Source organism: Demequina lignilytica (genome assembly GCF_030418305.1).
Taxonomy (GTDB): Bacteria; Actinomycetota; Actinomycetes; order Actinomycetales; family Demequinaceae; genus Demequina; species Demequina lignilytica.
In genome coordinates this window covers 252,888-270,373 of sequence record NZ_JAUHPX010000003.1, presented here as the reverse complement: position 1 = coordinate 270,373, position 17,486 = coordinate 252,888, and the positions used below count along the sequence as shown (strand labels likewise).

17 protein-coding genes are annotated in these 17,486 nt (G+C 70.3%); 3 read left to right on the top strand and 14 right to left on the bottom strand.

The features are described 5' to 3' along the window. Positions 1-102: 102 nt before the first annotated feature. Complete coding sequence (locus QQX10_RS06615; RefSeq protein WP_301119228.1) at positions 103-1,185, bottom strand: Gfo/Idh/MocA family oxidoreductase; 1,083 nt, start codon at positions 1,183-1,185, stop codon at positions 103-105. Positions 1,186-1,324: 139 nt separating this feature from the next. Further along, positions 1,325-2,425 carry a Gfo/Idh/MocA family protein gene (locus QQX10_RS06610; RefSeq protein WP_301119226.1) on the bottom strand — a complete coding sequence of 367 codons (1,101 nt, stop codon included), beginning with the start codon at positions 2,423-2,425 and terminating at the stop codon, positions 1,325-1,327. Between the two features lie 243 nt (positions 2,426-2,668). Between QQX10_RS06610 and QQX10_RS06605 the strand changes: the two genes are divergently transcribed. Genes QQX10_RS06605 through QQX10_RS06595 form a run of 3 tightly spaced genes read left to right on the top strand, consistent with a single transcriptional unit; the run spans position 2,669 to position 6,369 of the window. Next, positions 2,669-3,850 (top strand): ROK family transcriptional regulator, encoded by a 1,182-nt coding sequence (locus tag QQX10_RS06605; protein WP_301119224.1) that lies wholly within the window; start codon positions 2,669-2,671, stop codon positions 3,848-3,850. Between the two features lies 1 nt (position 3,851). Next, positions 3,852-4,829, top strand: coding sequence for an ROK family protein (locus QQX10_RS06600; protein ID WP_301119222.1), 978 nt, complete (start codon positions 3,852-3,854; stop codon positions 4,827-4,829). Positions 4,830-4,878: 49 nt separating this feature from the next. Further along, positions 4,879-6,369: an MFS transporter gene (locus QQX10_RS06595; protein ID WP_301119220.1), complete on the top strand. Its 1,491-nt coding sequence runs from the start codon at positions 4,879-4,881 to the stop codon at positions 6,367-6,369. A gap of 80 nt (positions 6,370-6,449) precedes the next feature. Here the strand turns inward: QQX10_RS06595 and QQX10_RS06590 are convergent, their stop codons facing one another. The 12 genes from QQX10_RS06590 to QQX10_RS06535 all read right to left on the bottom strand — a co-directional run bounded on the left by QQX10_RS06590 (position 6,450) and on the right by QQX10_RS06535 (position 17,460). Continuing rightward, positions 6,450-7,469 carry a sugar phosphate isomerase/epimerase family protein gene (locus QQX10_RS06590; RefSeq protein ID WP_301119218.1) on the bottom strand — a complete coding sequence of 340 codons (1,020 nt, stop codon included), beginning with the start codon at positions 7,467-7,469 and terminating at the stop codon, positions 6,450-6,452. Continuing rightward, positions 7,466-8,929 (bottom strand): C-glycoside deglycosidase beta subunit domain-containing protein, encoded by a 1,464-nt coding sequence (locus QQX10_RS06585; RefSeq protein ID WP_301119216.1) that lies wholly within the window; start codon positions 8,927-8,929, stop codon positions 7,466-7,468. The genes QQX10_RS06590 and QQX10_RS06585 overlap by 4 nt, the downstream gene beginning before the upstream one ends. Positions 8,930-9,054: 125 nt before the next feature. Beyond that, positions 9,055-9,549 (bottom strand): nuclear transport factor 2 family protein, encoded by a 495-nt coding sequence (locus QQX10_RS06580; protein WP_301119214.1) that lies wholly within the window; start codon positions 9,547-9,549, stop codon positions 9,055-9,057. Between the two features lie 38 nt (positions 9,550-9,587). Continuing rightward, the gene (locus tag QQX10_RS06575; protein ID WP_301119212.1) at positions 9,588-10,424 is read right to left on the bottom strand and encodes a carbohydrate ABC transporter permease; all 837 of its coding nucleotides are present in this window, start codon (positions 10,422-10,424) and stop codon (positions 9,588-9,590) included. Between the two features lie 20 nt (positions 10,425-10,444). Further along, positions 10,445-11,392 carry a carbohydrate ABC transporter permease gene (locus QQX10_RS06570; RefSeq protein WP_301119210.1) on the bottom strand — a complete coding sequence of 316 codons (948 nt, stop codon included), beginning with the start codon at positions 11,390-11,392 and terminating at the stop codon, positions 10,445-10,447. Between the two features lie 39 nt (positions 11,393-11,431). Beyond that, on the bottom strand, positions 11,432-12,721 hold the full coding sequence (locus QQX10_RS06565) for an extracellular solute-binding protein (protein ID WP_301119208.1): 1,290 nt from the start codon (positions 12,719-12,721) through the stop codon (positions 11,432-11,434). A 231-nt stretch (positions 12,722-12,952) separates the two neighbouring features. Next, positions 12,953-14,269, bottom strand: a complete 1,317-nt coding sequence (locus QQX10_RS06560; RefSeq protein ID WP_301119206.1) for an ABC transporter substrate-binding protein — start codon at positions 14,267-14,269, stop codon at positions 12,953-12,955. Between the two features lie 150 nt (positions 14,270-14,419). Continuing rightward, a complete protein-coding gene (locus QQX10_RS06555) occupies positions 14,420-14,872 on the bottom strand; it encodes a VOC family protein (RefSeq protein WP_301119204.1) in 453 nt (150 codons plus the stop codon). Positions 14,873-14,988: 116 nt separating this feature from the next. Then, positions 14,989-15,231 carry a DUF4287 domain-containing protein gene (locus QQX10_RS06550; protein WP_301119202.1) on the bottom strand — a complete coding sequence of 81 codons (243 nt, stop codon included), beginning with the start codon at positions 15,229-15,231 and terminating at the stop codon, positions 14,989-14,991. 116 nt (positions 15,232-15,347) lie between these two features. After that, complete coding sequence (locus QQX10_RS06545; protein ID WP_301119200.1) at positions 15,348-15,587, bottom strand: DUF6458 family protein; 240 nt, start codon at positions 15,585-15,587, stop codon at positions 15,348-15,350. Positions 15,588-15,790: 203 nt separating this feature from the next. After that, on the bottom strand, positions 15,791-16,666 hold the full coding sequence (locus QQX10_RS06540) for a hypothetical protein (protein WP_301119198.1): 876 nt from the start codon (positions 16,664-16,666) through the stop codon (positions 15,791-15,793). Then, positions 16,642-17,460: a hypothetical protein gene (locus QQX10_RS06535; RefSeq protein WP_301119191.1), complete on the bottom strand. Its 819-nt coding sequence runs from the start codon at positions 17,458-17,460 to the stop codon at positions 16,642-16,644. The genes QQX10_RS06540 and QQX10_RS06535 overlap by 25 nt, the downstream gene beginning before the upstream one ends. Positions 17,461-17,486: the final 26 nt, after the last annotated feature.

Here is a 17,486-nt window from a genome sequence, read left to right as displayed (position 1 = left end):
CGTCAGGCGCCTTCGCGTCCCCATCGTACGGTGCATCACGCGAGTTATGTGCGCGTGCCAGGCGTCTTGTGTCGGTCACCTGACCATTAACAGTGCGGATCGCTATATCGCGGGCGGCTCGAACGCGACCGCGGCGCCGGTCCGGTGCGACTCGGCCACCGCCTCGAGCAGCCGCATGCAGCGGAGTACCTGGGCATGCGTCACGATCAGCGCCTCGCGCCCGTCGACCGCGGCGAGCACGTTGCGGTAGAAGTCCGAGACGTCGGTCTCGACGCGCGGCAGCTCGAGGAACTCGACCGACTCGTCGTTGGTGACCAGCGCCGCGAAGTCGACGGCCCGCGGCGCCATGGTCTTGGTCATCCCCGCACCGGCGACGATCGGCGCGGCATCGGCCTCCGACCGAGTGTTCCGGTGCAGCACCTTGCCATGCATCTCCCAGTCGTCGATGGTCGCCGTGCCCGTGGCGCTGGCGGCCACCCACTTCGGCAGCGGGATGTAGGACGTGGTGGAGACGTCGACCACGACCTCGACGCCGTTCCCGAAGGTCATCAGGAGCGTGAAGCCGTCGTCGACGGTGTGTCCGAGCACGTGGCTGAGACGGGCGTAGACCGCGACCACCGGCGCGTCGATCATGACCAGCAGGCGGTCGACCAGGTGGACACCCCAGTCGAGCAGCATCCCGCCGCCGTTCTCGGGGAGCGCCCTCCAGTCGGAGGGGATGCCGCGCGAGCCGTGGACGCGGCTCTCGATCCGGGTGATCGGCCCGATGGTGCCGTCGTCGTAGAGCCGCTTGATCGACAGGTAGTCCTCGTCCCAGCGGCGGTTCTGGTGAACCGCGAAGACGAGCCCGCGAGACTCGGCGAGCGCGATGACCTCCTCGAGCTCCGCGCTGTCGAGCATGGCCGGCTTCTCGCAGATCACATGCCGGCCGGCGCCGAGCGCCGCGAGCGCGATCGGCCGATGCGAGTCGTTCGGGGTGCAGACGAAGACCATGTCGACGTCGGGGTCGGCGAGCGCATCCTCGAGGTCGGCGTAGACGTGCAGGCCGTCCTCGCGGGCGTAGCCCTGACGGACCGGGTCGATGTCGACGGCCCCCGCCACGCGCACGCCGCCGAGCGCGCGCAGCTTCGCGGTGTGCGAGATCCCCATGGTCCCGTAGCCGACGATGACGATGCTGTGCTCCATGGATCCGTCCTCCTCGACGGCCGCGATGGCGGGCCCGATCCCGCACGGGACCGGGCCGACCCGCCCCCATCAGGACGGGCGGGCGACCCTCGCCCGCGTCCTCCCTCGAGGGAGGCGGGGGCGAGGGTCGCGACGAGCGTCAGAAGGTGACGGGCTCGCCGGACTCGGCGGACCGGTAGATCGCGTCGAGGATCTCGGTCACCACGCACGCCTGCTCGGGCAGGACGTACGGATCGGTGTCGTTCAGGATCGCGTCGACCCAGCGGCGGCACTCCTCGGAGCCCATGATCACGAAGCCCGAGTGGTGGCCCGCCTCCGCTCCGAAGAAGGGCGGCGCGACGTCGGGCTGCATGCGGGTGAGCTCGTTGCCGACAGGGCCGTTGACGGTCACCTGGTGGTCGCTGCCGACCTGGTTGGTCTCGACGCCGGCCTCGGTGCCCACGAGCTCGACGCACGACTCGCGCCCCTCCTTGACGTTCAGCGCCCACGCCGCCTCGAGGAAGATGGTCGCGCCGTTCTTCATCTTGATGAACCCGAACGCAGAGTCCTCGACCTCGAACTTCTCGGGGTCCCACGGGCCGGCGAGGTTGCCCTGCGGCTTGTCGTAGAGCTTGTGGTACTTCTGGCCGGTCACGGACTCGACCTCGTAGTTGCCCATGTACCAGAGGGTGAGGTCGAGAGCGTGGGTGCCCAGGTCGATCAGCGGGCCGCCGCCCTGCTTGCTCTTGTCCATGAAGCAGCCCCAGATGGGGACGCCGCGGCGGCGCACGGCGTGGGCCTTTGCGTGGTAGATCTCGCCCACGCGGCCGTCGTCGATCACGTCACGGATGAACTGGTTGTGGGTCGCGAAGCGGTACTGGTAGCCGACCGTGAGCTTCTTGCCGACGCGCTTCGCGGTGTCACGCATCAGGCGCGCCTCCTCGCCCGTCACGGCCATCGGCTTCTCGACCATGACGTGCTTGCCGGCCTCGAGCGCCGCGACCGTGAGCTCGCAGTGCGAGGTGTTCCACGTGCAGATGTGGATGACGTCGAGCGACGGGTCCTCGACCACCTTCTTCCAGTCGGTGGTGACGTAGTGGCCGTCGTCGCCGTACTCGTCTGCGGCCTTCTGCGCCCGCGCCTCCTCGAGGTCGCAGAACGCGACCAGCTCGATGCGGTCCTTCTGACTCTTGAGACCGGGAAGGTGCTTCTGGGTCCCGATGAACCCGAGGCCGATGATGCCGACCCTGAGCTTCGCCATGGCTGTTCTCCTTTGAATCGCTGTGATGCGCTGCCCATCCCACGCGGGTGTGGGTACGGCTCGATCATATGTCGTTGTTCGGCATAAGTCAAGTAACACAACGCCGTTAGTAGGTCGGGGTCTCGTCAGATGGCGCGAGAAACGCCCGAAGCGTCCGCGACTTGTGCGCATCGCCCGCTTGACTTATGATGATGCTCGTCAGAAGTCGATAGTGCGATGCCGCATTCCCCAGGAGGAGCCCCCATGCCGGACACGACCACCTCGAGCGACCTGCTCGCGGTGCTTCGCGACGGCCGGTCACGCACCAAGACGGAGCTCGCCGAGGCGACCGACCGCTCGCGCTCGACGGTGACCGCGCACCTCGCCAAGCTGGTCGAGGGAGGCATCGTCACCCAGCTGGAGCGGACCGCGGCGACCAAGGGACGTCCGTCGATGCTGTACGCGCTCGCCGCCGACGCCGGCGTGATCGTCGCCGTCGAGCTGGGGGCCCGACACGCGCTCGTCGCGCTCACCGATCTGGCCGGCGGCGTCACCGCGCACCACCGGATCGTGGTCGACGTCGTGGACGGGCCCGAGCCCGTGCTCGCAGCGATCCTCACCGAGGCGCGCGACCTCCTGGCCGCCGCCGGGCGCCCGGAGTCCGACGTGGCGGGATTCGGCATCGGCATCCCGGCGCCGGTCGAGCTCGCGACCGGCCTCCCGGTCAGCCCGCCGTTGATGCCGGGCTGGGACCGCTTCGACATCCGCGCATACGTCCGGCTGGTCTTCGACGTGCCCGTGATGGTGGACAACGACGTCAACGTGATGGCCGTGGGCGAGGGCATCACCCACTGGGTCGCCGAGCGGGAGATGCTCATGATCAAGGTCGCCACCGGCATCGGCGCGGGCGTGGTGGTCAACCAGCGGCTCGTGCACGGCGCCGACGGCGCCGCAGGAGAGATCGGTCACATCAGAGTGTCCGCGGCCGGCGACCGCGTCTGCCGCTGCGGCCAGACCGGCTGCCTCGAGTCCTTCGCCAGCGGGATCGGCATCGCGCGCACGCTCGCCGAGCAGGGCGTCGACACGGACGACGGCCGTGACGTCGTCGCGCTCGTGCGCGCGGGCTCGATCGAGGCGACGCGCGCGGTGCGCGAGGCCGGGCGCGCGATCGGCGAGGCGCTGGCCACCTGCATCAGCCTCATCAACCCCTCGGTCATCGTGATCGGCGGCTCGATCGCGTCCGTCGGCGAACCGCTGCTCGCCGGGATCCGCGAGGTGGTCTATCAGCGGTCACAGCCGCTGGCCTCGAAGCAGCTGCGCGTCGTCGCCGCCACCGACCTCGAGCTCGCGGGCGTCACCGGCGTGTCCCGGCTCGTGCAGAGCCAGGTGTTCCATCTCGCCGGGCTGGGCGCACGGCCCACCCCGGCCACGCAGCGAAGGAGCTGACATGCAGATCGGCCAGGACGAGCATCGGGCAGCGCTCGGCGTCGACATCGGGGGCACCAAGATCGCCGCCGGGGTCGTCGACGCCGGCGGCCGGATCGTGCGGCGCGCGGAGGTCCCTACACCTCGCGGCGCCGATGCGATCGACCGCGCGACCGCGGACCTGTGCCTGTCGCTCGCCGCGACGCACCCGGTCGAGGCGGTCGGCATCGCCGTCGCCGGCCTCGTCTCCTCGGACCGCGAGACCGTGATGTTCGCGCCCAACATCCACTATCGGAACCACCCCATCGCCGCACGCGTGCGGGCGCTGCTGGACGATGCGATGCCCGTGGTCGTCGAGAACGACGCGAACGCCGCGGGCTGGGCGGAGTTCGCCCACGGGGGCCACGGCGCGAGCGACATGCTGATGCTGACGATCGGCACGGGCGTCGGCGGAGCGATCGTCGCCGACGGACGCCTGCTGCGCGGAGGCTGCGGCGCGGGCGCCGAGGTGGGTCACCTGCAGATCGTGGCCGAGGGCGAGGAGTGCGGCTGCGGCCAGCGCGGATGCTTCGAGGCGTACGCCTCGGGCACCGCTCTCGAGCGCCACGGCGTCCGCGCCGTGGAGGACCGCGCCCCCGGCGCGGAGCGGCTCACGGAGCTCGCCCATGCCGACGGTGGCCTCCGCGGCCGGCACATCGCCCAGGCGGCGGCCGAGGGGGATGCCTTCGCGTTGGGCCTTCTCGACGATCTGGGCGAGTGGATCGGCCGTGGCGCGGCGAGCCTCGTCGCCGTCGTCGACCCGGATGTGATCGTCATCGGCGGCGGCGTGGCGTCCACCGGAGCGCCGCTGTTCGCCGGCATCGAGCGCGGTCTGCGCCGGCACCTGACGGGCGCGGACCACCGCCCGTTCCCCCGCATCGTCCCGGCGACGTTCGGGAACGAGGCCGGGATCCTCGGTGCCGCCGACCTCGCTCGTGCGGCGGTCCTCACGCCCGCCTGACGGGTCCCGCCCCTCGACCGTGGGGCGCACCGCTCCCCGAGGAGTTCCCATGCCCCGCGCGACCGCGCACCGCTCGCTCATCACCGCCCTCTTCATCGTCTCCCTGCTCGGGGCGATGAACGTGACCATCGTCAGCGCCTCGCTCGCCACGATCGTCGGCGACCTCGGCGGTCTCGAGCACATCGCCTGGGCCGTCACCGCGTACACCCTCGCGGGCACGGTGATGATCCCCGTCGTCGGCCAGCTCGGCGACCTGCTCGGACGCCGTCCGGTGCTGCTGGGGTCGATCGTCGTGTACACGATCGGCTCGCTCCTGTGCGGTCTCGCGGACTCGATGCTCACCCTCACGCTCACCCGCGCGCTGGCGGGGGCCGGAGGAGCCGCGATCGGGCTGCTTCCCCAGACGATCATCGCTGACGTGTTCCCGCCCCGGGACCGAGCGAAGTGGGCGAGCCTTCTCGCGTCGGTGTTCGGGATCGCCACGGTCGCGGGGCCCGCGATCGGCGGGATCGTCACCGACACGCTCGGGTGGCGCTGGATCTTCTTCCTCAACCTGCCGTTCGCGCTGGTGGCCCTCGCGCTCGCGTGGCGCAGCGTCCCCCAGATCCGCGAGGAGCGGGTGACCCGCCTCGACTACCCGGGAGCCGCGCTGGTCGGGGTCGCCGTCACCGGCCTCACCCTCCTGGCGACCCTAGGCGGACGGGCGTGGGCGTGGACGTCACCCCCCGCGCTGCTCACGGCCGCAGTCTCCGTCGCCGCGGCCGTCGGGCTCGTGCTGGTGGAGCGCCGCGCCGCCCAGCCGATCGTGCCGTTCCAGATGTTCCGTGCGTTCGGGGTGCGGCCCGCCATGGTGCTCGCGGTCACCACCGGCGCCGGCATGCTGAGCCTGGTCTCGTACCTGCCCGCCTACGCGCAGATGCACTACAACACGTCGACCGTCGTGGCGGGCATGGTGCCCGTCGGCATCACCGTCGGGCTCATCATCGCGTCGAACACGACCGGCCATCTGGTGAGCCGCACGGGCCGCTACTGGGCCTACCCCGTCGTGGGCACCATCATCGGCGCGACCGCCCTGCTGCTCGCGGGGCTCACGTTGCCCAGACTCCCGCTGTGGCTGCTCGCCGGCCTCTTCGTGCTGGTCGGGCTCGGGACCGGCACCTTCCTGCAGCTGTCGGTGGTGCTCATCCAGAGCAGCGCGCCGCGCCGCTTCCTCGGGGTCGCGACCTCGACCACCAACCTCTTCCGGCAGATGGGGATCACGCTCGGGACCGCGATGGCCGGCGGGTTCCTCGGCGCGGAGCTCGCGCGCCGCCTCGCCGACACCTCGCTGCCCGACGGAGTCTCCGCATCGTCCCTCACGCCGGCCGTGCTCGCGGAGGCGACCACCGAGGTGCGGGCGGAGATCGCGGCGGCCTACTCCGGCGCCATGGCGCCGATCCTGCTGGCCGCGGGCGGACTGTACGCCTGCGCGATCGTCGCGGCGGTGGTGCTGCCGCGTCATCTGCTGGACGTCGAGCCGGCGAGGGCCGACGCCGACTGACCCGCACGCATCGTCCGCGGCGCGGCACGACGAAGCGGCGCCGGGGGCCCAGGCCCGCCGGCGCCGCCGAGGAGGAGCGTCTACTGGTTCGAGAACGCGGAGTCGAACGATGCGCTGGGCAGGTTCCACAGCAGGCCGCGGATGTAGCCGACGGCCTCCTTGGCACCGTGGAGGCGATCCATCCCGGCGTCCTCCCACTCGATGGAGATCGGGCCGGTGTAGCCGATCGCCGAGAGCGCGCGGAACGAGTCCTCCCATGGCACGTCGCCGTGCCCGGTCGAGACGAAGTCCCAGCCGCGGCGGGGGTCGCCCCACGGCAGGTGGGAGCCCATGACCCCGGCACGGCCGTTGTGCGGCCGCATGCGGGTGTCCTTGCAGTCGACGTGGTAGATCCGGTCCTTGAAGTCCCAGATGAAGCCCACGGGGTCGATGTTCTGCCACATCATGTGGGACGGGTCCCAGTTGAAGCCGAACGCCTCCCGGTGGCCGATGGCCTCGAGCGTGCGCACCGAGGACCAGTAGTCGTAGGCGATCTCGCCGGGGTGCACCTCGTGCGCGTACCGCACCCCCTCGGCGTCGAAGACGTCGAGGATCGGGTTCCAGCGGGCGGCGAAGTCCTCGAATCCTGCCTCGATGACCTCGGCGGGCACCGGCGGGAACATCGCGACGTAGGGCCAGATGCTGGACCCCGTGAACCCGACCACCGTGTCGACGCCGAGCTTGCGAGCGACGCGAGCCGCGCGCTTCATGTCCTCCGCCGCGCGCTGACGCACGCCCTCGGGATCGCCATCGCCCCACGTGTAGGGACGCAGGATCGCCTGGTGGCGGAAGTCGATCGGGTCGTCGCACACCGCCTGGCCCGTGAGGTGGTTCGAGATCGCGTGGACCGTCAGTCCGTGCGCGTCGAGGATGTCGAGGCGGGACTGCAGGTACGCGTGGTCCTCGTCCGCGCGCTTGAGGTCCAGATGGTCCCCCGACGCGGCGATCTCGAGGCCGTCGTAGCCCCACTCCGCGGCCAGCCGCGCGACCTCCTCGAACGGGAGGTCGGCCCACTGTCCGGTGAACAGCGTGACGGGGAGGCGGGACTCCAGGGCGCTCATCTTGCCACCTCCTGCAGGAGCGATCGGGCGATCAGGTCGTGCTGCTGGCGCACCAGGGCGATCGGGTCGACCTCGCCGAGGTCCGCGAAGGCGTGGCCCTCGTACTCGGAGGACCAGAAGCCCTGGTACCCACCCTGCATGAAGATGCGTGCGAGCGCCGGGTAGTCGATCGACGGCTCGTCGCCGTGCGCGTCGATGTCGTAGAACTTCGCGTGCACGTGGAGGATCTGCGGCATGATGTCGAGCCATTCCTCGACCGGCACCGTGCCCTGCATGTTGAACGCGAGGCGGTTGAACGGGGCGAGCGACATGGGATCGATCCCGCGGCCGGTGAGGTACGCGGCGAACTCCTCCTGGCGCTCGAACATCGACGCGTCGGTCGCCCAGATCTGCTGGAGGCGGTCGAGCGCCGCGGTGTCGAGCCCCATCCGGCCGAGCGCCGTGAGCAGCACCGGAGCCATCGCGCGCATGGTCGACGAGAAGTCGGCGACGAAGCCGAGCAGCGGTGAGTCGAGCTCGGCGTAGGTCTCTCGCACCTCGAGGATCTTGGGCGAGTTGGGGCCCTCGGGTGCGTGGATCTCATACGCCATCTTGAGCTCGAGGTCCTCGGCCAGCGGCAACAGCCGGCGCAGCAGCTCGGGCTTCGCGCTCTGGATGCGCACGAGCGGGAAGCCCAGGCGCTTCGCGCCCTCGAAGAGTGTCTTCGAGAACTCGAACTCCTCGTCGGGCGTCATGTCGCGGTCGCGGCGTCGTCCAAGGTCGAGGTTCGCGCCGAACGAGCTGGCCTCGAAGCCGTGCTTGTCGAAGATGCGCTCCCAGTTCGTCGCGAACTCCTCGGTCACGACCGGATAGTCGCGCAGGCTCTGCGACGCGACGATCTCGATGCCGGGCCCGATCCCCGCCTCCGCGACGCGGTCGAGCAGCGTCTCCAGCGTGTACTGGCCCGCCGCCAGCTCCGCGGTGGCCGAGTACAGCGTGGTGCCGAGCTTGAAGGGCAGGTCGGAGCGGTCGACGGGCGCGGGAACCTCGTCGACGCGCAGGGCCGGCGGCGGCGCTCCGAGGTCCACCACCTCAAGGGTGCGCGTCATGCTGACGCGGTTGGGGACGTACAGGCCGGGCTTGATCTGCATGTAGACGATGGTGAGATCGGCGGTGACCTCGACCTCGTGGGTCGTGCCGAGCGCGAGCGGCTCCTCCAGGGTCGCGACGAGCAGCGGCCGCTCCTCGAGGAACCACAGGGTCTCGAAGCGCTCGCGGAGGCCCTCGACGGGGTAGGCCGTGCCGTCGAGCTCCAGGCGCAGGCGGTCGGACGGCACCGGGACGCCGTCGATCGTCAGCTCGAGAGAGTTCACCGCGGACAGCCAGAGGCTCCGGTACCAGGGAAGTTGAAGCGAGACCGCCACGCCGTCCGGGTGGACGCGAAGGCTGGAGTCGTTGATGAGGCTGTCTGACGTGGCCACGATTCTCCTCGTTGAGTACGTTGGTGGGAACAATGTCGATTGTAGCCGTACTTACGTCACTTGTCAACATAAGGGGGGTGCCGCGAGGCGGGCACCTCGCGCCCGGGCCCGCCCGGCGCAGGGGGTCAGGCGTGCGGAAGCCTCTCTCCGCCATGCCAGACCTCATGGATGCGGACGGTGACGAACCGCCACCCGTCGGGGGTCCGACGCAGCGTGCAGTCGTACCACCCAGCCCCGTCGGCATGGCGATACGTGTCCCCGTCGAGGCGATGCACACCCATCAGGTAGGAGCGGGAGCGCGCGGTGTCGCCGGCGATCTCGATCGCATGGTTCGCCGAGAGGTGCCAGGTGCCGCGGTACTGGTCGAGGCCCGCGTCCCCCACAGTGTTCGCACGCATCGCCTCGTGCCCCTCGACGCGCAGCCTGTCACCGAGCATGAACACGCCGTCCGGCACGTACAGCGCGAGGTTGACCTCCCAGTCGCGCTCGTCGAGCGATCGGGCGAACTCGATCAGCAGGTCGGAGATCTGCGCCCGGTCGACGAGCCAGCGCAGCTGGTCGGCCGGCTCCGTGGGCGCGACCGAGCGGATCGGGGGGATGCGGGGGGCGGTCTCGGTCACCTGATGTGTCCCATCGCTCGGGTGTGCGGTCGCGTGCGTCAGGACTTGATGCCACCGGCGAAGCCCTGGATGAACTTCTTCTGCGCGAACAGGTAGAAGGTCAGGATCGGGATCATGGAGATGATCACGACCGCGAAGATCAGGTCCCAACGCGACGTCAGCGAGCCCACGAAGCCGTACATGAAGACCGGCAGGGTGGCGGCGTCGGTCCCCTGCAGGAAGATCAGCGCGTTGAAGAAGTCATTCCAGATGACCAGGCCGGTCATGATCGCGACGGTGCCGGTGGCGGGCGCCAGCAGCGGGAAGATCACGCGCGTGAACACCTTGAACTTGCTCGCGCCGTCGATGGTCGCGGCCTCCTCGTACTCGCGGGGGATGGCGCGCACGAAGCCCGCGTAGAGGAAGATCGACAACGGCATGATCATGCCGATGTAGAGCACGATCATGCCCCACTGGCTGCCGATCAGGCCGAGCGAGCGTGCCGACGTGTAGATCGGGATGAGCCCGAGCTGCGGGGGCACCACGATGCCCGCGATGACCAGCGCGTAGACCACGTTGCTGACCTTGGACAGCTTGCGCGCGAGGACATAGGCGGTGATCGAGCCGATCGCCACGAGGCCGGCGACGGCACCCACCGTGATGATCAGGCTGTTCATCAGCCCCTGCCACACCCCGCTGGATCCGGCCTCGCCCATGACCTCCCGGAACGCGTCGAAGGTCGGGGTCTCGGGCCAGGAGATCGCGGGAGTGGTGAGGAGCGCCTGTCGCGGCTTGAGCGCCGTGGCGATCAGGATGTAGAAGGGCGAGAGCATCACGAGCGCGGCGAGCACGACGCCGATCTCGCGGACGAGGGTGAGCTTGGTGTAGCGGAACATCGTCGTTCCTCCTTGTTCTGCTAGTGCTTGCGTCGCGTGATGTACAGCTGGAATCCCGCCGCGACGACCACGAAGAAGGTCAGCGTGAGGGAGAGCGCCGCGCCGTAGCCGAACCGGCCGAACGCGAAGGTCTCGCGGTACACGACGGTCGCGAGGGTGTCGGTCGCCCCGAAGGGCCCGCCGCCCGTCATCGCCATCACCTGGTCGAAGACGCGCAGGCCGTTGACGAGCGTGAGCGTGGTGGCGATGGCCACGGCCGGCTGGATGCCCGGCATCACCACGTGGCGGAACCGCTGCCACATACTGGCGCCGTCCACGGCGGCCGCCTCCTCCTGCTCCTGCGGGACCGTCGCCAGGCCCGCGAGATAGATCACCATGGTGAGCCCGACGTTCTGCCAAATCAGGACGGTCATGATCGCGACGATCGCCCACGTCGGATCCGCGAGCCACGTCCGCTGCCAGGACTCGAGCCCCACGGCCTCGAGCAGCGCGTTGAGCGCGCCCTCCTGGGCGAAGATGAACCGGAAGACGTACGAGACGGCGAGCGAGCTCAGCACCACCGGCGCGAAGAGCAGGACGCGGAGCAGGTAGCGGGACTTGAGCGTGCGGTTCAGCGCGAGCGCGAACAGCAGGCCGATCACGTTGGCGACCACGACGAACACGATCGCGATCACGAGCGTGTTCCTGACCGCGCCCGCCATCTGCGGGTCGTTGAAGATCGCGACGAAGTTGTCGATGCCGACCCAGGTGGCCGGGCCGAGCCCGTTCCAGTCGGTGAAGGAGTAGTACCCGCCGAACGCGGTCGCGAGGTAGTGGATGCAGAACACCATCGCCAGCGCGGGCAGGGCCCACCACCAGGAGCCGTAGTCGCCGGCGTGGAACCGGCGCTGCGCCCGGCTCTCGGCCGGTCGCGGCTGGTGCGGCGCGGCGGGCGGTGCGGACTCAGCTGTCGGCTTCTTGATCGTCATGACGCTCATCCTTCGATCTCCCGGCGTGAGGGGGTCGGACTACTTGTCCCAGGCCGCGTCCATCGCGGCCAGTACGTCCTCGACCGTGGTCTGGCCGGTGAGCAGGCCCTGGATGCCGGCCCCCAGGGCGTTGTAGACCTCGCCGGACGACCACGACTGGTTGGGCAGCGGCAGGTAGTCGGCCTCGGCGATGAAGTCCGCGATCGGCGCGTACGCGGCGGGCAGGTCGGCCGGGTCGAGGTCGCCGACGGGCAGGTTCCCGGACGTCTCGCCGTACGCCGCGAGGTTCTCCGGCTGCGCCATCCAGTCGAGGAACGCGAGCGCCGCGGCCTTGTTCTTCGATCCCGAGGTGAGGGCGAGCGCGTTGTTGACGCTGGCGTACACGGTGGTGGACTCGGCGGTCGCGCCGGGCAGCGCGTGGAGCGAGAACTCGGACCCGGTCTCGGTCGCGAGCTGCTCGGCGGCCCCCGAGGGGATGAACGCCGCGTACGACGTGCCCTGGCCCAGCCCCACCGTGATGGTGCCGAAGTCACCGCCCTCCGCGCCGTCCTGGAAGCAGCCGGCCTCCTGGAGCTCGATGACGGCCTCCAGGGTGTCGTGCCACGCCGCGGTGTCGGCGAACGTCACCTCGCCGGCGGCGCGACGCATGTTCCAGTCGGGGTCCTCGGCGTAGACGCGGGCGCCGGCGAGCGAAATGCCCAGCAGACCGGTGTTCGGGACCGCCGTACCCGCGATGACGTAGACGCTGGCGTCGTCGGCCTGGACATCCGCGCAGGAGGCCAGCAGCGCGCCGAAGTCGTCCGGCAGCGCGTAGCCGGCGGCGGCCATCGCCGTGTCGTTGGCGACCGAGGCGATCACGGTGAGGTCGAGGCCCTGGGCGTAGATCTCGCCGTCGGAGCCGAACAGCGCGGCGCTGCTGGCCGGGACGGTCGACTCTGCGGAGGTCCCCGAGAGCGACTCCAGGAAGCCCGCCTCGGCGAAGGGCAGGAGCGACTGGGGGTTGCCCGCGCCCGGGGTCACGTAGATGAGGTCGGCGGCGTTGCCCGCCTGGAGCTGCGTGCGCGTCGAGTTCGCGTAGCCGTCGCCCGGGAGCTCGACCACCTCGACGGTGCGGTCGGGGAACTCCGCCATGTAGCGCTCGGCGAACTCGACGTGCGGGTTGACGCCCGCCTCGGTCGCCGGCACGGAGATGCTGATGCTCGACCCGTCGACCGTGCCGCCGTCCTCGGGCGTATCCCCGACCGCGGATGAGCAGGCGGCCAGGGCGAGCGCCCCGGCTCCGGCGAGCGCCGCGGCGCGGAACGGACGGGCGAAGGTGAGGGTCATCATGTCAAGCCTTTCGAGACATCGTTGTCGTGGCCGGTGGTCGGGCCACCTCGGCTAAGCCCAAGCCTGACAGCAGTTGCGGCGATTGTCAACATAACTGACGATGTATTGCGACTTAAGCCATGGCGAACGCCGTCTAAAAGCATCAGCGTAGGGGTCGGCGGTCGCCCCGGACGCGCCGATGCCCCGGTGCGCTCGCGCGCACCGGGGCATCGAGATCGGAGAGGGAGGCCGCTACTTGTCCCAGGCCGCATCCATCGCGGCGAGGACGTCCTCCGGCGTGGTCTGGCCCGTGAACAGGCCCTGCACGCCCATGCCGAGGGCGTTGTAGACCTCGCCGTTGGTCCACGCCTGGTTGGGCAGCACGGCGTAGTTCTGGTCCACGATGTACTGCGCGACAGGCTGGTAGGCCTCGGGCAGGTCGTCGGCGGTGATCGGACCGAGCGGGAGGTTGCCCGAGTCGTTCGCGTAGGTCACCAGGTTCTCGGACTGGGCCAGCCAGTCGAGGAAGGCTTGGGCGGCCTCGGCGTTCTCCGCGTCCGCGGTGAGCGCGAGCGCATTGTTGATCGAGGCGTAGATCAGGGTGGTGTCCTCGGTGAGGCCGGGCATGGCGTCGACCGTGAACGTGCCTCCGGTCTCGGTCGCGAGCTGGAACGCGGCGCCCGAGGGGATGAACGCGGCGTAAGAGGTGCCCTGGCCCAGTCCCACGGTGATGGTGCCGAAGTCGCCGCCCTCGACGCCCTCCTGGAAGCAGCCCGAGTCGTTCATCTCGATGAGCGCGTTGAGGGTGTCGAGCCAGCCCTCGGACTCCGCGAAGGTGACCTCGCCGGCGGCGCGCTTGTCGTTCCAGTCAGGCTCGGGCGCGTAGACCCGGCTCGCGGCGACGGCCATCGAGGTCAGACCGGTGTTGGGCACCGCGGTGCCCGCCACGACGAACAGCGACTTGCCGTCGGCGGCGATGTCGCCGCACAGGCCCAGCATCTCGTCGTAGGTGGCGGGCATCTCGACGCCATCCTCGGCCATCACGCCTGCGTTGACCACCGCGGAGACCACGGTCAGGTCGAGGCCCTGGCCGTAGAGGACGCCGTCGACCTCGAAGAGCGACCGGCTCGAGTCGGGAATCGTGTCCTCGGCGCCGGTGCCGTCCAGAGGTGCGAGGAAGCCGGACGCCGCGAAGGGCTGCAGCGCCTGCGGGTTGCCGCCGCCCGGGGTCACGTAGATGATGTCGCTCGCGTTCCCGGCCTGGAGCTGCGTGCGGACGGACTGCGCATAGGAGTCACCCGGCAGCTCCTGGAGCTCGATGGTGCGGTCCGGGAACTCGGCCATGTAGGCGTCGCTGATCAGGACGTACGGGCTGTCGCCCGACTCGGTGACCGGAACGGTCATGGTGACGGTGGAGCCGGCGAGGTCCACCCCCTCGGAGGCCGCGGGCGCCGAGCTCTCCGAAGCGGCCGGGTCGGAGGTCCCCGAGCTGCAGGCCGCCAGCGTGACGGTGGCCGCGAGCGCGAACGCCGCGACACCCGTGCGGGCGAAGGAGTTGCGAGTTGACATGTCGAACCTTCCTAGACGTCGTTGTCCTGTCGCGCGCCGTCGACGGCGTCGCTGACTCCGAGCGTAGAGGATTACGTTGACTTTCGCCATAACGAATTGATTACATCGACATTTCTCCGGCTGATGGGGCGGGAAAGCGGCTTCTATACGTCAGGAGTGGCCCAGCTCCTCCTCGAGCGGGGCGATGACCATCCACTGGATCTGGAACCGATCGGTGAACGCCGAGTAGAGGTCCCCCCAGAACATCGGGGTGGGCGGCATCTCGACCTCGCCCCCGTCGGACAGGGCGGTGAACAGGTCGCGCGCCTCCTCCTCGGTGTCGACCATGAGGTTGATGTAGGTGGTGTTGCCGGGCCGCAGCACGTGCCCCATCGAGGGCATGGTGTCCGACCCCATGATCTGGTGGCCGGCGACCGTCTCGAGCGCGACGTGCATGATCCGCTCCGCCTCTCCCGGGGCGAGCGGCGGCATACCGGGCGAGGGCGGCACGTCACCCATGCGCATGGGCTCGCCGAGGAACTCCCCGCCGAAGATCCCCTTGTAGAACTCGAACGCCTCGAGGCAGTTCCCGTCAAAGTTGAGATACGTCGCGACCGAGGCCATGTCCCCTCCCCAGGGTGCGCCGCGCATCGTCCGGCGCGGTCAGCGCCAGGCTACGTCCGGGCGGGACGATGCGCGCGGGCAGCCAGGCGGGGGACGGCCGAAGCGCGACGGGAGGGTCAAGCGATCTTCTTGCGCAGCCACGCGACCAGGGCGTTCGCATGCCCGTGCCCCATGCCGTGCTCCTCCTTGAGCCACGCGACCACCTCCATGTGGCGGTCGGTCTCGACCCGCGGCTGCGCCAGGTCGATCCACTCCTGCATCGGGCGCCCGTAGGTCTTCTCGATCGACGGGAAGTAGGACACGGGACCCGCCAGCTTCTGCCCCGGCGCCAGCTCCGGGGCGAGGATGCGCTCGCTCATGCCGGAATGGTACGTCCGGACCAGGGACGATGCGCGGGATGGAGACGCGACGACGGCCGCCCCCGACGCTGGGGACGGCCGCCCGTCTGCTGCGGTGCGCGCATGGGCGCGCCGGGTCAGTGCTCGACGCGGCGGTTGTCGACGCGGTGCTCGTCGACGTGCTCGTCGCGGATCTCGCGGTGAGTGGTGTTGCTGCGCTGCGCGTTGACCACCAGCGAGATGATGATCGCGATCACACCGGCGGCGAGCGCGATGTAGCCGACCATCGTGAGGTCGACGGCGTCGATCGAGTCGCGGACGGCGAACGCGAGGATCGCGCCGATGACGATCAGGAAGATCCCGGATCCAAGAGCCATGATGTGTTCCTCCCCTGCTTCCCGCGGACCGCGTCCGTCGCCCCGGACCACCCGGGGGACGGGCGCCTCGAGGGCGCCGGTCCGACGTGGGTGCAACGTCGGCCGGGACCATGCGGGGGTCGCCCTGGCCCGTTTCGCCCTGCTTTTGTCCGCCATCTACCAGGTACTATAGATTTTCAGACGATCGGGAATAGGGTCGCGGCTCAACCCTCGCCACGGGCCTCCTCGCCGCAGGCGTCGACGAGCGCCTGCAGGGCGTCTCGCAGGTCGCCCTCGGCGTACAGCTCGACGTAGGCCTCGTCGGCCTCGCCCGCCTCCAGCCAGGTCTTGAACAGGAAGGTCTTCTTCGACTCGGCGAAGGCGTGGGGCTCGCAGCGCGCGACGCGGATGGAGACCGGCACCTCGAGGCGGCCCTGGTCCGCGGCGAGCGTCGCGGGAAGAGCTCCCTGCTCGGTGTCGACGGCGAAGATCACCGAGCCGGCTATGGCTGTCACCGTGACCGGCACGTCGCGCTGCGCGCGCTCGAGCACCAGCGTGGTCGCGAGCGTGCCGCCCACCGCCTCTCCCGGAGCACCGAGCGCGGGCGCCGCGACGGCGATCGCCTCGTGGGCCGTGCACTCAGCGGCGTTGATCGCCGCCAGCACGTCGGTCGGGACGGCGACCTCCTGCGCGACGCCCGTCCCCTCGACGGCGACGGACAGGGCGACCCGCGCATCGTCCGCCGCGCCGACCCCGGCGGGGCACACGGGTTCCCCGAGCGCGACCCTGATCCGCGCCTCGTGCCCCTCCCACACGCGCACCTCGCGCTCGGTCGCCGGGACGTCCGCGAAGTACCCGCTCTGCAGCGTCGCCGCGGTCACGCGGACCTCGCCCTCGCTCGTCGAGGAGACGCGGACCTCCACCATCCGGTCCGCCTGGAGCGTGCGCGGATACGTGAGCGTCGCCGACGCCTCGAGGGGCGCCGGGGGTTCGAGGGGCGCCGGGGCGGCCGTGTCGCAGCCGGCCCCGGCGAGCGCGATCGCACATCCGGCCGCCGCGAGCCGGCGCCGCGCGCTCACCCGCTCGGCGCCTGATCGCACGAGGCGACGATGTCCTCGAGCGTCGCGAGCAGCTCCCCCTCGGGGCGGATGGTCACCGGCACCGGATCCTCGCCGGGACGGCTCAGCTCGAGGCCGAATGCGAACGCCGTGGTGGTGCTTCCGAAGGGCAGCCCGTCGCAGCGGATCGACGTGATCGTGACGGGCACCTCGAGGCGCTGACCCGTGGCCTCCAGGGTCGCCGGCAGCGCGCCCTCATCCACCGTGACGGAGAACTGCTCGGAGCCTCTGACGGACTCGAGCGTCACGGCCTCCGTGCCGCTGACGCGCACCAAGAGCACGGAGGTGCTCACCGCCGGCGCATCCGACGCGGACACCGAGCCGAAGCTCGGCGTGATCGCGCCGGTGATGGCGGTCTGCCCGCACTCCTCGCCGTTGCGCTGCTCGAACACGTCGCCCTCGACCGCCACCGACTGCAGCACCTCGACACCGTCGACCTCGACCACCAGCTGGAGCGTGGTGGCACCCAGGCCCGCGGGACAGGTGGCGGCGCCCACGGGCACGTTGATCGTGTCCGATGCGCCCGCGGCCACATCGAGCCCGACCTCGACGCCGTCGGTCGTGGTGAAGTACGGCGTCAGGAAGGCCGCGCCGGTGATCCGGATGTCACGGTCGGCCGCGGTGACCGGCACCTCGATCCACCGGCCGCCCGCCTCGGGATCCTCGCCCAGGACGGCGGTCGGCTCCACCACCGGGAACACCGGCGTGGCGGCGCAGCCCGCGATCACCGAGAACCCGAGCACTACCAGGGCGAGCAGTGGAAGACGATGCCGCATGACCTCATTGTGGCGCGGCATCGCCG

Coding starts and splice junctions, on each gene's coding strand:
- QQX10_RS06615 (WP_301119228.1), bottom strand. CDS start 1,185: ATGGAGCACAGCATCGTCATCGTCGGCTACGGGACCATGGGGATCTCG.
- QQX10_RS06610 (WP_301119226.1), bottom strand. CDS start 2,425: ATGGCGAAGCTCAGGGTCGGCATCATCGGCCTCGGGTTCATCGGGACC.
- QQX10_RS06605 (WP_301119224.1), top strand. CDS start 2,669: ATGCCGGACACGACCACCTCGAGCGACCTGCTCGCGGTGCTTCGCGAC.
- QQX10_RS06600 (WP_301119222.1), top strand. CDS start 3,852: ATGCAGATCGGCCAGGACGAGCATCGGGCAGCGCTCGGCGTCGACATC.
- QQX10_RS06595 (WP_301119220.1), top strand. CDS start 4,879: ATGCCCCGCGCGACCGCGCACCGCTCGCTCATCACCGCCCTCTTCATC.
- QQX10_RS06590 (WP_301119218.1), bottom strand. CDS start 7,469: ATGAGCGCCCTGGAGTCCCGCCTCCCCGTCACGCTGTTCACCGGACAG.
- QQX10_RS06575 (WP_301119212.1), bottom strand. CDS start 10,424: ATGTTCCGCTACACCAAGCTCACCCTCGTCCGCGAGATCGGCGTCGTG.
- QQX10_RS06570 (WP_301119210.1), bottom strand. CDS start 11,392: ATGACGATCAAGAAGCCGACAGCTGAGTCCGCACCGCCCGCCGCGCCG.
- QQX10_RS06565 (WP_301119208.1), bottom strand. CDS start 12,721: ATGATGACCCTCACCTTCGCCCGTCCGTTCCGCGCCGCGGCGCTCGCC.
- QQX10_RS06560 (WP_301119206.1), bottom strand. CDS start 14,269: ATGTCAACTCGCAACTCCTTCGCCCGCACGGGTGTCGCGGCGTTCGCG.
- QQX10_RS06555 (WP_301119204.1), bottom strand. CDS start 14,872: ATGGCCTCGGTCGCGACGTATCTCAACTTTGACGGGAACTGCCTCGAG.
- QQX10_RS06550 (WP_301119202.1), bottom strand. CDS start 15,231: ATGAGCGAGCGCATCCTCGCCCCGGAGCTGGCGCCGGGGCAGAAGCTG.
- QQX10_RS06545 (WP_301119200.1), bottom strand. CDS start 15,587: ATGGCTCTTGGATCCGGGATCTTCCTGATCGTCATCGGCGCGATCCTC.
- QQX10_RS06535 (WP_301119191.1), bottom strand. CDS start 17,460: ATGCGGCATCGTCTTCCACTGCTCGCCCTGGTAGTGCTCGGGTTCTCG.